Source organism: Sphingobium rhizovicinum (assembly GCF_042647625.1).
Lineage (GTDB): Bacteria > Pseudomonadota > Alphaproteobacteria > Sphingomonadales > Sphingomonadaceae > Sphingobium > Sphingobium rhizovicinum.
In genome coordinates this window covers 35,971-48,562 of sequence record NZ_JBHRVU010000002.1, presented here as the reverse complement: position 1 = coordinate 48,562, position 12,592 = coordinate 35,971, and the positions used below count along the sequence as shown (strand labels likewise).

At 65.4% G+C, this 12,592-nt stretch carries 13 protein-coding genes; 9 read left to right on the top strand and 4 right to left on the bottom strand.

Annotated features, from left to right (window positions below):
- Positions 1-87 precede the first annotated feature (87 nt).
- Positions 88-723 (top strand): response regulator transcription factor, encoded by a 636-nt coding sequence (locus ACFOKF_RS00420; protein ID WP_007683376.1) that lies wholly within the window; start codon positions 88-90, stop codon positions 721-723.
- A gap of 26 nt (positions 724-749) precedes the next feature.
- Here the strand turns inward: ACFOKF_RS00420 and cueR are convergent, their stop codons facing one another.
- From cueR to copC, 4 genes are all read right to left on the bottom strand, one after another.
- Positions 750-1,148 (bottom strand): Cu(I)-responsive transcriptional regulator, encoded by a 399-nt coding sequence (gene cueR / locus ACFOKF_RS00415; protein ID WP_004212744.1) that lies wholly within the window; start codon positions 1,146-1,148, stop codon positions 750-752.
- Entirely contained in the window at positions 1,145-3,502 is a 2,358-nt protein-coding gene (locus ACFOKF_RS00410; protein ID WP_007683374.1) for a heavy metal translocating P-type ATPase, read from the bottom strand. The genes cueR and ACFOKF_RS00410 overlap by 4 nt, the downstream gene beginning before the upstream one ends.
- A gap of 394 nt (positions 3,503-3,896) precedes the next feature.
- On the bottom strand, positions 3,897-4,841 hold the full coding sequence (copD, locus tag ACFOKF_RS00405) for a copper homeostasis membrane protein CopD (RefSeq protein ID WP_007683373.1): 945 nt from the start codon (positions 4,839-4,841) through the stop codon (positions 3,897-3,899).
- A gap of 4 nt (positions 4,842-4,845) precedes the next feature.
- Positions 4,846-5,223, bottom strand: coding sequence for a copper homeostasis periplasmic binding protein CopC (copC, locus tag ACFOKF_RS00400; protein ID WP_007683372.1), 378 nt, complete (start codon positions 5,221-5,223; stop codon positions 4,846-4,848).
- Between the two features lie 133 nt (positions 5,224-5,356).
- Here copC and ACFOKF_RS00395 point away from each other — a divergent pair, with 133 nt between their 5' ends.
- From ACFOKF_RS00395 to ACFOKF_RS00360, 8 genes are all read left to right on the top strand, one after another.
- Entirely contained in the window at positions 5,357-5,629 is a 273-nt protein-coding gene (locus ACFOKF_RS00395; protein WP_007683370.1) for a hypothetical protein, read from the top strand.
- Positions 5,629-6,069, top strand: a complete 441-nt coding sequence (locus tag ACFOKF_RS00390) for a periplasmic heavy metal sensor (protein ID WP_007683368.1) — start codon at positions 5,629-5,631, stop codon at positions 6,067-6,069. The genes ACFOKF_RS00395 and ACFOKF_RS00390 overlap by 1 nt, the downstream gene beginning before the upstream one ends.
- Positions 6,066-6,632: an RNA polymerase sigma factor gene (locus ACFOKF_RS00385; protein ID WP_007683367.1), complete on the top strand. Its 567-nt coding sequence runs from the start codon at positions 6,066-6,068 to the stop codon at positions 6,630-6,632. The genes ACFOKF_RS00390 and ACFOKF_RS00385 overlap by 4 nt, the downstream gene beginning before the upstream one ends.
- A gap of 66 nt (positions 6,633-6,698) precedes the next feature.
- Positions 6,699-8,624 (top strand): copper resistance system multicopper oxidase, encoded by a 1,926-nt coding sequence (locus ACFOKF_RS00380; RefSeq protein ID WP_007683365.1) that lies wholly within the window; start codon positions 6,699-6,701, stop codon positions 8,622-8,624.
- Complete coding sequence (locus ACFOKF_RS00375) at positions 8,624-9,772, top strand: copper resistance protein B (protein WP_007683363.1); 1,149 nt, start codon at positions 8,624-8,626, stop codon at positions 9,770-9,772. Before ACFOKF_RS00380 ends, ACFOKF_RS00375 begins: the two co-directional genes overlap by 1 nt.
- Before the next feature lie 90 nt (positions 9,773-9,862).
- A complete protein-coding gene (locus ACFOKF_RS00370; protein ID WP_007683361.1) occupies positions 9,863-10,336 on the top strand; it encodes a DUF305 domain-containing protein in 474 nt (157 codons plus the stop codon).
- A gap of 58 nt (positions 10,337-10,394) precedes the next feature.
- Positions 10,395-11,930, top strand: a complete 1,536-nt coding sequence (locus ACFOKF_RS00365) for a two-component system sensor histidine kinase NtrB (RefSeq protein ID WP_007683359.1) — start codon at positions 10,395-10,397, stop codon at positions 11,928-11,930.
- Positions 11,920-12,543, top strand: a complete 624-nt coding sequence (locus tag ACFOKF_RS00360; protein ID WP_380792243.1) for a response regulator transcription factor — start codon at positions 11,920-11,922, stop codon at positions 12,541-12,543. The genes ACFOKF_RS00365 and ACFOKF_RS00360 overlap by 11 nt, the downstream gene beginning before the upstream one ends.
- Positions 12,544-12,592 lie beyond the last annotated feature (49 nt).

Below are 12,592 nucleotides of genomic sequence, written 5' to 3'. Positions count from 1 at the left end.
TGACCTGGGACCATAGTCCAACGTGCAGAGAAGTATCCCTTGAAGCGCTGCCCTCGCGGCACTGCGTATTGATCGATCTCGGGGGCTATGGGGAACAAGCGCGTCGTGCATATCGTCGATGACGAAGAGACAATACGAAAAGCACTAAGTTTCACGTTGCGGACCGCAGGGTTTGCCGTAGAAGCCTACGCTTCGGGGCCGGAGTTTCTGTTGAGCGCAGAGGACGCCGAGAAAGGCTGCGTGGTTCTCGACATGCACATGCCCGACATGGACGGCCTGCAGGTTCAGGCGGAGCTGACGCGACGCGGTATCGACATGCCCGTCGTGGTGCTGACGGGCAATGGCGATCCTACGCTCGCCGTACAGGCGATGAAGGCGGGCGCTGCCGACTTTCTCGCCAAACCGGTCGAGAAGGCCGCATTGCTCGGCGCGATCGACCGCGGCTTCAGCTGGCTTGAGAGTATAGCCCGTCGTGCCTCCGAACAGGCCGACGCTCTTTCGAAAGCCGCGAGACTGACGCAGCGCGAACGGGCCGTTCTGAGAGGAATTTCGCGAGGCTATCCAAATAGCCTTATCGCAGATGAACTCGGCGTCACGTCGCGCACGGTCGAGCTGCATCGGGCCAGTCTGATGATCAAACTCAACGCGCAAAGCCTGCCCGACCTGTTGCGGATCGCTTTCGCCGTCGACCTGCACGAATCGACCGAAAACGGGCACCCCTAAAATTCTCGGCCGTGCGATGCCGGATGCTATGCGGATCGGGCCGCGGCCAGTTCGGCGATGATCGGACAATCCGGCCGCTCGTCGCCTTGGCAGCGCTCAGCCAGGTCGATTAGCGTGTCGCGCAGCGCCGTCAACGCCTCGGCTTTGCGCTGAAACTCATCGGCGCGGGCAAGGGCAAGCCGCTTCACCTCCGCGCTGGCACGGCCGGTATTGGCCCAAAGGCTGAGCAACGTGCGGATCTCCTCGATCGGGAAGCCGAGATCGCGGGCATTGGCGATAAACCGGAGGCGATGGAGGTCGCGCTCGCCATAGTCACGATAGCCAGCACCCCGACGCGCCGGCGCCGGGATGAGGCCGATCTTTTCATAATGGCGGATCATCCGCTCAGAGACGCCGCTCTGCCGTGACGTCTCGCCGATGTTCACAGTGCTTTCCGGTTGAGGCGCAGCGCGTTGGTGACCACGCTCACCGAAGAGAGCGCCATCGCCGCCGCCGCGATAATGGGCGAGAGCAGAATACCGAACAGCGGATAGAGCGCACCCGCCGCTACGGGCACGCCCGCGACATTGTAGATGAAGGCGAAGACGAGATTCTGGCGGATGTTCGACATGGTCGCTTGGCTGAGCCGCCGCGCCCGGACGATGCCAGTCAGGTCGCCCTTGAGCAGCGTGACGCCAGCGCTCTCGATCGCGACGTCGGTGCCGGAACCCATGGCGATGCCGACGTCGGCGGCGGCCAACGCGGGGGCGTCGTTGACACCGTCGCCGGCCATGGCGACGACCCGCCCCTCGCGCTTGAACCTGGCGACCACGGCGCTCTTCTGATCGGGCAGCACCTCGGCTTCGACCTCGTCGATGCCCAGGCGTCGGGCGACCGCTTCCGCGGTCGTGCGGTTGTCGCCGGTCAGCATGACCACGCGAATGCCCTCCGCCTTGAGCGCGGCGAGCGCTTCTGGTGTCGTGGCCTTCACCGGATCGGCGATCGCGAAGGCGCCGCCGACTGTGCCGTCGACCCCGATGAAGATCGCGGTGGCGCCATCCCGGCGCAGCGCGTCGGCCTGGCTGGCGAGCGCATCGGTCGCAACCCCTTCGTCGGCAAGGAACTGCGCATTGCCGAGGACGATGCGCCGCCCTTCGACCGTGCCGAGCGCGCCGCGCCCGGTCGGCGAGTCGAAGTCGATGACGTCGCTCGTGACGATGCCGCGATCCTTCGCGGCCTCGACGATTGCCAACGCGAGCGGATGCTCGGACGCCCGCTCGACCGAGGCGGCAAGACGCAGCAGCTCGGCTTCGTCGAAGCCGGGCGCCGGCACGACCTGGGTGACGGCAGGCCGGCCTTCGGTCAGCGTGCCTGTCTTGTCGACGACGAGAGTGTCGACCTTCTCCATATGCTCGAGTGCTTCGGCATTTTTGATGAGGACACCGAGCCCGGCGCCGCGGCCGACCCCGACCATGATCGACATCGGCGTTGCCAGCCCCAGTGCGCAGGGACAGGCGATGATCAGCACGGCGACCGCCGCCACCAGCCCATAGGCGAAGCGCGGCTCGGGACCCCAGATGCCCCAGGCGATGAACGCGACGGCCGCGACCGCGATGACCACGGGCACAAACCAGCCCGACACCTGATCGGCCATGCGCTGGATCGGCGCGCGCGAGCGCTGCGCCTCAGCGACCATCTGGACGATGCGTGCGAGCATGGTATCGCGGCCGACCTTGTCGGCGACGATCACCAGCGCACCGGTCTGGTTGAGCGTGCCGCCGATCACTGTGTCGGCCTTTGCCTTGGTGACGGGCATGGATTCGCCGGTGACCATCGACTCGTCGAGCGAGGAGCGGCCGTCCTCGACTACGCCGTCGACCGGCACCTTCTCGCCCGGCCGCACCCGCAGGCGGTCGCCCACCGCAACCAGATCAAGGCTGATTTCCTCTTCGTTCCCATCAGAACCGATCCGGCGCGCGGTCTTTGGTGCAAGGTTGAGCAGCGCCTTGATCGCGCCCGAGGTGCGTTCCCGCGCGCGCAGTTCGAGCATCTGGCCGAGCAGCACGAGGACGGTGATCACCGCGGCCGCCTCGAAATAGACGGCAACCATGCCGTCCTCGCCGCGGAAGGCCGGCGGGAACAGCTGAGGCGCGAGCGTCGCGATGACGCTGTAGATCCAGGCGACCCCGGTCCCCATCGCGATCAGGGTGAACATGTTGAAGTTGCGGGTCTTGAGCGAGGCCCAGCCACGCTCGAAGAACGGCCAGCCCGCCCACAGCACGACGGGTGTCGCCAGCACGAACTGGATCCATACCGAGATAGACATCGGCACGAGGCGATGGATCGCGGGAAAGACATGCGCGCCCATCTCGAGGATCAGCACCGGGAGAGCCAGCACGAGGCCGACCCAGAAGCGCCGCGTGAAATCGACTAGCTCGTGGCTGGGGCCGCTGTCGGCGGTCACGGTCGCGGGTTCGAGCGCCATGCCGCAGATCGGACAGGACCCGGGATGGTCCTGGCGGATCTCGGGATGCATCGGGCAGGTCCAGATCGTGCCTTCGGGCGCCGCGACCGGCGGCGTCGGCGGGCCGAGATAGCGCTCGGGATCGGCGATGAATTTGGTCCGGCAGCCCGCGCTGCAGAAATGATAGCTTTCACCGCTATGCTCGGCGTGATGCGCCGTGGTCGCCGGGTCGACGGTCATGCCGCAGACCGGGTCCTTGACGCCGGTCGCCGCTTTAGCGGTGCCGTGGCCGCCGCAGCAACCGCCGCCATGCGCCGCTCCATGTGTCTCGTTCATCGCCTCGCTCCTTTCGACGCCTGACGATCTAGGGTCTGACACCGTGTCAGGGTCAATACGTAATCGCCTAAGTGGCCAAATCGGCGGGCCCGTTCGCTTGGCCGCCATCAGGCCGGGGAGCACGCCGTCGGCATTGGGCTGGGTATCGTCGATGCCATCGAGCCGCTGCACGGTCAGGCGGAAGGCGAGCCGCATGAGACCCGTGCTGGCGGCCATAATCGGCGATTACCAGGCGCCAATCCGGGCGCAGCATGGCAAGCATGGCGGCACGCCACCGCTTCTCCCGCGCCCACAGGCGGATCGCGCGATCATAGTCTTTCGTCGATCCAGTCCCGCGCGGCGGGGTGTACGATTGCATTGGCTTCTCCCAACGCGAGGCGTTCGAAACGATAAACTACATCGACATGGGTGGCGACAGTGTCCCCAGCCAGGCGACCAGCCCGAGAATGACGATCGCAAGACCGCCTTCGACGACGAGGCTCGCGCGCAGCAGCGCCTGCGCCCGTGGCGCGTCCTCTTCCTCGATCGCCTGCGCAAGTGCCGGGGTCAGGCGATAACGGTTGAGCGCGGCCAGGCCCAGCATGCCGGCGAAGAGCAGCAGCTTGGCGATGAGCAGCAGGCCGTAGGTCGACTGCCCGAGAGACGCGATGTTGCCCGGGCCGACCAGGAACCAGCCGTTCACCGTCCCGGTCAGGATCAGCAGGGCGACGATGATCGTGCCGACGAAGGAGAAGCCCCGCAGCGCTTCCTCGGCGAGCATGACCCGGTCCATGTCTTCAGTGGCGAGATCATCGGTTGCGAGCCTGGTAAGAACCAGCGCAAGGAATGCGGCAAGCGCGCCGACCCAGGCGCCCGCGGCGAGCAGATGGATGAGATCGGCCCCCAGTTGCAGCCAGCCCGCCTCGCCTTCGCCGGCCGCGCCATGCCCGCTCCAGGCGAGGGTCGCGAGTGCGACCGCGCCTGCCAGAGTGGAGGCGATGAAGGCAGGACGGGATTGCCGGCGATAGAAGGGGATGGAGAGCAGAAGAACGAGGAGCGCGACGAGGCGCGCCTTCAGCGCCGTTCCCATGGACGTGCCGTTGAACAGCTCTGCGACCATGGAAAGATCAGGCTGGGTGAGCGGCAGCCCGGTCATGGCCGCTGCCTGCAACGCGAACCCCAGCGCCGACAGCAGGAGGGCGAGACAGGCGAGACCGGCCACCATTGCTACCATCGGCAGATGCCGCTGTACCATCCGGCCGCCGCCGGGCGCATAGAGCGCGAACAGCGGCAGGCCGAACAACAGGCCGAGATCGACGTAGAGCGCCCAGCGGACGGCGACGAGTGCCACGTCGTTCATGGCGTCACTTGACGGTAAAGGCGAGATTGCCCTGGATGCGGTGCGTGTCGGTCGAGACGACGTGCCAGGCGACCTGATAGCTGCCCGCCATGAGCGGCTTGGCGAGCGTCAGCACGAGCGTCTTGTCGCCTTCGACGGACGTCTTGAAGCCGGTTACCGCCATGCGGTGGTTGGGCATGCCGGGCATGCCGGTCATCACGATCTCGGCGCCCGACAGCTTCGGCATCAGACCTTCACTGAAGGTGAGCGTTATACGCGACGGCGCCGAGACGCTGGCGTTCGCGGCGGGCGTCGAGGACACAAGCTTGGGATGCGCGTAGGCCGGAGCAGAAACACTCAGGCCGACGGCGGCGATAACTGCGAGAGGCGAAAAGAAACGCATTGGAACATTCTCCTGTAGATCCCATGAGACAATACGCAGCCCGAGCCCCCACCCCTCGCAATTATTCTTTTCAATCTACAGCAAGGGTTCCTGGACCATCGTGCGTATTGATGGATGAAGACGGAGAAGCACCATGGATGAACTTGACCACCTGCTCTCGCGGTTGCGCGATGCGCCTCTCGATCCCAGGCTCGGCGGCCTGGAAAGCCGGGTCATGGCGGAAATAGCGCGCATCCGGGCCATACCAAGCCTTGGCGCTATGACGTTCGGCATCGCGGCCGCAACCGCGCTGTTCATCGGAATTGCCGGCTCGGCAGTTTCGACACGGTCTGCTGATGCCAAACCGCTATCGCCCTTCGATGCTCGGCTCGCGCTTGCGCCCTCGACGCTGCTGAGCTCGCAGTGATGCGCGACCGCCGCCGGCTCCTGCTCCTCGTCCTGGTGACCTTCGCCGCGGCGATCGCTGGCGTTGTCATTGGCCGCGTCTATGTGGTTCCAGTGCGCCCGGTCGAAAATGAGCTGCACGAGCTGCTCCATCGCGATCTGAAGCTGAATTCAGCGCAACACAGCCGACTCGAGACAATCGAGAAGAACTACGCGATCCGGCGTCAAGCGCTGGAGGCCGAATTGCGCGCCGACAATGCGCGTCTCGCGGAAGCGATCGAAGCGGAGCATGGCTATGGCCCGCAAGTCGCAACTGCGGTGGATCGCTCGCACCAGGCCATGGGCGCGCTGCAGAAAGAAACACTTGAGCATATCTTCGCGATGCGGGCCGTGCTGCGCCCGGATCAGACGGACAAATTCGACGACGCCGTGGTGAAAGCGCTGACGGCCAAATCCGAATGACCGCGTGCCTCCCCGACTGCTCGGACGGGGAGCTCGCGGCTCTGGCGCTTGGAGGCCGGCAAGCGGCCTATGGCGAGCTGGTCCGCCGGCATCAAGGTTGGGTTCACCGGCTCGTGCGCAGCCATGTCGGATCTATGGATGAGGCATTGGATGTCACCCAGGCGAGCTTCGTCGCGGCCTTTGCCGCACTCAACCGCTATGACGTAACCCGACCCTTCCAGGTCTGGATGTCCCGGATTGTCATCAACAAATGCCATGACTGGCGGCGTCGGCGAGCGGTTCGAAATTTCTTTGCCCTAGCCCTACCGCTCGGCGAGGCGGACGGCGTCGCCGACGACGCACCGCTGCCCGATCAGGCGATCGGGGCCGAACAGCAGCTCGCGCAAGCAATGAAAGCGATTGCTGCCCTGCCGTCTTCCCTCAAGGACACGCTTATTTTGCGTACGATCGACGAGAAATCGGAAGCTGAAACCGCCGAAATTCTCGGGATCAGCCAGAAGGCGGTCGAAACGCGCCTCTATCGAGCTAGGGCACGCCTTTCGGAAATATTAAAGAAAGTTTGAGGGGGATGAGGCCATGCTGCGTATTCCCAATAGGTACGCCCTCTTTCTTAAAGCTGAGACAACCGAATGATTTCTGCTCTCGACCGCCGCCAGTTCCTCCGCGGCGCGGCCCTCGCCGGCGGCGGCGCAGCATTGTCAGCCTGGCTGCCGGCCTGGGCGCAGACGATCTCGCCGGGGATGCGACCGACGCTGCCGACCGTGTCGGGCGAAGACATTACGCTCACCATCGCCCGGCAGTCGATGACCATCGACGGGCGCAAGTTCCGGGCAATCGGCCTCAACGGCACGGTCCCCGCCCCGCTGATCCGGCTGCGCGAGGGCCAGCGCGTGCGGCTCAACGTCATCAATCAGCTGGAGGAGGACAGCTCGATCCACTGGCACGGGCTGATCCTGCCGGCCAATATGGACGGTGTGCCGGGCGTGTCTTTTCCGGGCATCAAGCCGGGCTCGAACTACCTCTACCAGTTCTCCGTCGTGCAAAGCGGCACCTACTGGTACCACAGCCATTCAGGCCTGCAGGAACAGGAAGGCCATTACGGCCCGATCATCATCGATCCCGCCGGTGCCGATCCGGTCGCCTATGACCGCGAGCATGTCATCGTGCTCGCCGATCACAGCGCGCTCTCGCCGCAGGCGATCTTCCGGCGCCTCAAGGTCAACCCCGGCCATTTCAATTTCCAGCGCCAGACCCTGGCCGGGCTCCTGTCGGGCAAGGATCAGCCGCTCAAGGACCGGCTCGACTGGGGCCAGATGCGGATGGACCCGGCCGACATCTCCGATGTGACCGGATCCACCTACACCTATCTCGTCAACGGCCATGGTCCGATGGACAACTGGACCGCGCTCTTCACCCCGGGCGAACGGGTGCGGCTGCGGGTCATCAATGCGTCGGCGATGACCACCTTCAACGTCCGCATCCCCGGCCTGCCGCTGACCATCGTCCAGGCCGACGGGCAGAATGTGGTGCCGGTCACCGTCGACGAGTTCCAGGTTGGTGTTGCCGAGACCTACGACGTCGTTGTCAGCCCAGGCGATGACAAGGCCTACACCCTTGTCGGCGAGGCGATCGACCGCTCGGGCATGGCGCGTGCCACGCTCGCGCCGCGCGCCGGCATGGCCGGCGAGGTTCCCCCCTTACGCAAACGGCCGCTCGCCGACATGAAGGACATGGGCATGGACATGTCCTCGATGCCGGGCATGGAAGGCATGGACATGTCGGGCGGCGCTATGCGGGGCGTCGATCCGACGGCCGAGAAGAACGCGTCCGCGCGCCTCGCGACCGGCGCGGCGGCAGCGATGGCGACCATGGACAATAGCGCCATGGCAGGCATGGATCATTCGGGGATGGATCATTCCGCGATGAGCGGGATGGACCACGGCGCGATGGGCGCCGATGGCCAGATGGCGGGCATGGACCATGGCGGGCACGCGATGGGGTCGATGAAGATGCGAGACTTCTCGAACGCGCCGCAGGTGAAGCGCGACCCGAGCGTCCAGACCATCTCGCCGATGCCCGTCGACCGCACCGGCGAGCCCGGCCAGGGCCTCGCCGACGTCGGCCACAAGGTGCTTGTCTACAGGGACCTGATGGCGCTCGATCGCAATCCGGACGTGCGCGCGCCGAGCCGCAGCATCGACATTCACCTCACCGGCAACATGGAGCGGTTCATGTGGTCGTTCGACGGCGAAAAAATGTCGGACCATCACGAGCCGATCCCCTTCATCGAAGGCGAGCGGGTGCGCGTCAATCTCATCAACGACACGATGATGGGGCATCCGATCCATATTCACGGGCATTTTTTCGAGCTGGTGACGGGGCATGGCGATCATGCGCCACGCAAGCATACGGTAATCGTCCAGCCCGGCGGCAAGGTGACCTGGGACTTCACCGCCGACGCGGTCGGCGACTGGGCCTTCCACTGTCATCTCCTCTACCACATGCATGCCGGGATGATGCGGGTCGTGAGCGTCCGTCCGAAGGGAGACGCGTAATGACCCGCATCCTCACGCCGCTGGTGAGCGCGATCGCCCTTTTCGCTGCCGCGCCCGCCTTTGCCCAGGATCATTCAATGCACGGCATGCCCGGCATGGCGCCGCCGGGCGAGGTGCCGCCGGCGCAGGAGAAGAAGAAGGACAAGGCCGCCGCCAGGCCGCGCGCTCAGACACCAGCGCCAGACGCCACCTCGGCGATGGACCATTCGCAGCACCAGGCCAGTCCTGCGCCGCAGGGAGATGCGGCCGGTCAGCCGCAACCCGCGTCTCCCGCGATGCCGGACATGCCGGGCATGGACCACTCCCAGCATCAGGACGGCGCGATGCCGGACATGCCCGGGATGGACCATTCGCAGCATGGCCAGACCGCCATGCCCGGCATGCAAATGACCGGCACGGCGCTTCCGGCCGGCAATGCGCCCCCGCCGCCTCCCCCCAGCGACCACTTCGCCGATCGTGATTTTCCCGGCGCCGAGATGGCGCGCTCACGCGACATCATGATGAAGGACAGCGGCGGCAACAATTTCGGGCAGGTGCTGCTCAACCTGTTCGAGTATCAAGCGCATAGCGGTCGCGATGGCTATCGCTGGGATGGCGAAGGCTTTTACGGCGGCGATATCAACCGGCTCTGGCTCAAGAGCGAGGGCGAAGGCGAGTTCGGCCGCGGCATCGACAGCGCGGAGGTGCAGGTGCTCTATAGCCGGGCCATCGACCCCTATTTCAATCTTCAGGGCGGTATCCGCCAGGACTTCGGCCGCGGGCCCGACCGCACTTACGCGACGGTCGGCGTCGAGGGCCTGGCTCCCGGCATGTTCGAAGTCGAAGGCGCGCTGTTCCTCTCGACCAAGGGCGATGTTCTGGGCCGGGTCGAGGGCTATTACGACCAGCGCATTACCCAGCGCCTGATCTTGCAGCCGCGCGCCGAGGTCAATTTCGCCGCGCAGGATATTCCGGAGAACGACATCGGTTCGGGGCTGGTCAACATAGAGCTCGGCGCGCGCCTGCGCTATGAGTTCAGCCGCCAGTTCGCACCCTATATCGGCGTCTCTTATCTGCGCAAAGCCGGCGACACGGCGCGGCTGTCGAGGCTTGCCGGCGAGGACGTCCATGCCACCAGCTTCGTCGCCGGCATCCGCTTCTGGTTCTAGCATCGGGACGGCTGATGGCGGGGGCGAACAGGAGAGCGGGGCGTTACACTGAGACCCAGGTCGGCCTGCGCCGAACGAAGGAGATACGCCATGGATCATTCGTCCCACATGAGCACACGGAAGATGGGCGCCTATTGGAGCCTGGCCTTCCAGACCGTCATCAGCGGCGTCATCATGTATCTGGTGATGTTCGTCATGATCGACGGGCTCGACAGCTTCTACAACAACCTCAACATGCTCTACATGACGCTGATGATGGTCTCACCGATGGTGGTGCTCATGATCCTCGCCATGCGGCACATGTTCCCGTCGAAGGCCGCCAACATCGCGCTGATCGCCGCGTCGCTGGTCGCCTTCTTGGGCAGCTTCGCGTTCATCCGCACGCAGACCACGATCGGCGACACGGCCTTTCTGCGCTCGATGATCCCACACCACTCCGGCGCGATCCTGATGTGCCAGGAAGCAAAGCTGAGCGATCCCGAAGTCATCCGGCTTTGCGAATCGATCAAGCGCTCGCAGCGGCAGGAAATCGACGAGATGAAGGCCATACTCGCGCGGCGCTGAGTGGCACGGTCCGGCTACGCCCGGATACGTGCGCCCGGCCGGGCGTGTGAGCCGGCCGATGGTCTACACGAGGCGCGGGCCCGACGAGATTGCCAGGGAGGTGGCGCGGCTTGCGCCGCTGTTCCTGCGACAGGCTGGCGGCCACGTCCTGACGCTGCTCGATCCTTCCGGGATGGTGCTGAGCTATAATGAAGAAGGCGAGCGTGCCGAATGCTGGCCGCTCGATCGCGTCCTGGGACAGCCCCACGACCTGTTCTACCCGCCCGACGAGATTGCGGCGGGGCGTCCAGGCGCAGACCTGGCGGCCGCCCTTCACGAGGGCACGCTGGAGCGCGAAGCGTGGCGGGTCTGCGAGAACGGCGCGGAATATCTGGCGCGCCTGACGATCACCGCACTGTTCGAAGGCGACACACATCGCGGCTTCGCCTGCATCAGCCGCGATGTCACCGACGAGGCGGCGGTCCGCGCATCGATCGAGACCCGCGAGCAGCATCTGCAATCGATTCTGGCGACGGTGCCGGATGCGATGATCATCATCGACGAGACCGGCGCCATCACGTCGTTCAGCGCAGCGGCACAACGCCTGTTCGGCTACAGCGAAGCCGAGCTCGTCGGCCGCAACGTCTCCTGCCTTATGCCCCAGCCCGATCGCGACCGTCACGACGAATATCTCGCGCATTATCTGCAGACCGGCGAGCGCCGGATCATCGGCCTCGGTCGCGTCGTGGTCGGCCAGCGCCGCGACGGCTCAACCTTCCCGATGCAGCTGTCGGTCGGCGAGGCCGGTGAAGACGGGCAGCGGTTGTTCACCGGCTTTATCCGGGATCTCACCGCCAAGGAGCAGGATGAGCTCAGGCTCAAGGAACTGCAGGCAGAGCTGGTCCATGTCTCTCGGCTGAGCGCGATGGGCACGATGGCCTCGACGCTCGCGCATGAGCTCAACCAGCCGCTTGCCGCGGTCGCGCTCTATCTCGAGACGATCCGCGACATGCTCGACGAGCGGGACGACGAACCCTTCGTGTCGCTACGGTCGGTGATGGATGATGCGGCACAGGAAACGCTGCGGGCCGGCCATATCGTCCGGCGCCTGCGCGATTTCGTCGCCCGCGGCGAGGTCGACAAGAGCCTCCACGAGCTGCCGCAGGTCATCGCCGAGGCGAGCCAGCTCGCGCTGGTCGGTGCACGCGAGCGCGGCATCCGCAGCTTCTTTGCGGTCGATCCCGCCGCGACGCTGGTCCTCGTCGACAGGGTGCAGATCCAGCAGGTGCTGGTCAACCTGATGCGCAATGCCATCGAGGCGATGGCGGAGTGTCCGGTTCGCGACCTCAAGGTGGCGACCAGGTTGCGCCCTGACGGGCTGATCGAGGTGACCGTGGAGGATACCGGTCCCGGCATCGCGGACGGAATCCGCGAGCAGCTCTTCACGGCGTTCAACTCGACAAAGGCCGACGGCATGGGCCTCGGCCTCTCGATCTGCCGGACCATCATCGAAGCGCATGGCGGCCGTATCTGGATGGAGCGCCCCGACCGCGGCGGCACCCGCTTTCATTTTACCTTGATCCATGCGCGGGCGGAGGAGGAACATGGGGGATAGACGCGTCATCCATCTGGTCGACGACGAGGAGAGCATCCGCAAGGCGGCGAGCTTTGCGCTCAAGACCGCGGGCTACGACGTCGTGACCTATGCCTCGGGCGTGGAGTTTCTCAAGGAGGCGAAGTCGGCGGCCGTCGGCTGCGTCATCCTTGACGTGCGCATGCCCGAGATGGACGGTCTCGAGGTTCAGGCCGCCATGGCAGCACGCGGGGTCAACATGCCGGTCATCGTCCTGACCGGCCATGGCGACGTGTCGGTTGCGGTGCAGGCCATGAAAGGCGGCGCGGTCGACTTTCTCGAGAAGCCCTTCGAGAAAGCGGCCCTGCTCGGCGCCGTCAGCCGCGCGTTCGCGTGTCTCGACGATGTCGACTTTCGCACTCTGGAAACCTCTGAAGCCGGCGTGCGGGTCGCTGCACTGACGCCCCGGGAGCGTGAAGTGCTGGAAGGGCTGGCGAACGGCCTGCCCAATAAGACGATCGCCTATGACCTGGGCTGTTCATCGCGAACGGTCGAGGTCCATCGCGCGAGCCTGATGGCCAAGCTCGAGGTCCGCAATTTGTCCGAAGCCCTGCGGATCGCCTTTGCCGCGGGCATGGGCCGCAAGCCGAAGTGACTGCGACCTCTACGTAGCGACGGGACGAGGCGCGATATGCGATCGATGG

Bases quoted from the DNA above. Each gene is read 5' to 3' on its own strand.
- copC (WP_007683372.1), bottom strand. From the start codon at position 5,223: ATGCGTTTCTTTTCGCCTCTCGCAGTTATCGCCGCCGTCGGCCTGAGT.
- ACFOKF_RS00370 (WP_007683361.1), top strand. From the start codon at position 9,863: ATGGATCATTCGTCCCACATGAGCACACGGAAGATGGGCGCCTATTGG.
- ACFOKF_RS00375 (WP_007683363.1), top strand. From the start codon at position 8,624: ATGACCCGCATCCTCACGCCGCTGGTGAGCGCGATCGCCCTTTTCGCT.
- ACFOKF_RS00410 (WP_007683374.1), bottom strand. From the start codon at position 3,502: ATGAACGAGACACATGGAGCGGCGCATGGCGGCGGTTGCTGCGGCGGC.
- copD (WP_007683373.1), bottom strand. From the start codon at position 4,841: ATGAACGACGTGGCACTCGTCGCCGTCCGCTGGGCGCTCTACGTCGAT.
- ACFOKF_RS00365 (WP_007683359.1), top strand. From the start codon at position 10,395: ATGGTCTACACGAGGCGCGGGCCCGACGAGATTGCCAGGGAGGTGGCG.
- ACFOKF_RS00390 (WP_007683368.1), top strand. From the start codon at position 5,629: ATGCGCGACCGCCGCCGGCTCCTGCTCCTCGTCCTGGTGACCTTCGCC.
- ACFOKF_RS00385 (WP_007683367.1), top strand. From the start codon at position 6,066: ATGACCGCGTGCCTCCCCGACTGCTCGGACGGGGAGCTCGCGGCTCTG.
- ACFOKF_RS00395 (WP_007683370.1), top strand. From the start codon at position 5,357: ATGGATGAACTTGACCACCTGCTCTCGCGGTTGCGCGATGCGCCTCTC.
- ACFOKF_RS00380 (WP_007683365.1), top strand. From the start codon at position 6,699: ATGATTTCTGCTCTCGACCGCCGCCAGTTCCTCCGCGGCGCGGCCCTC.
- ACFOKF_RS00360 (WP_380792243.1), top strand. From the start codon at position 11,920: ATGGGGGATAGACGCGTCATCCATCTGGTCGACGACGAGGAGAGCATC.
- ACFOKF_RS00420 (WP_007683376.1), top strand. From the start codon at position 88: ATGGGGAACAAGCGCGTCGTGCATATCGTCGATGACGAAGAGACAATA.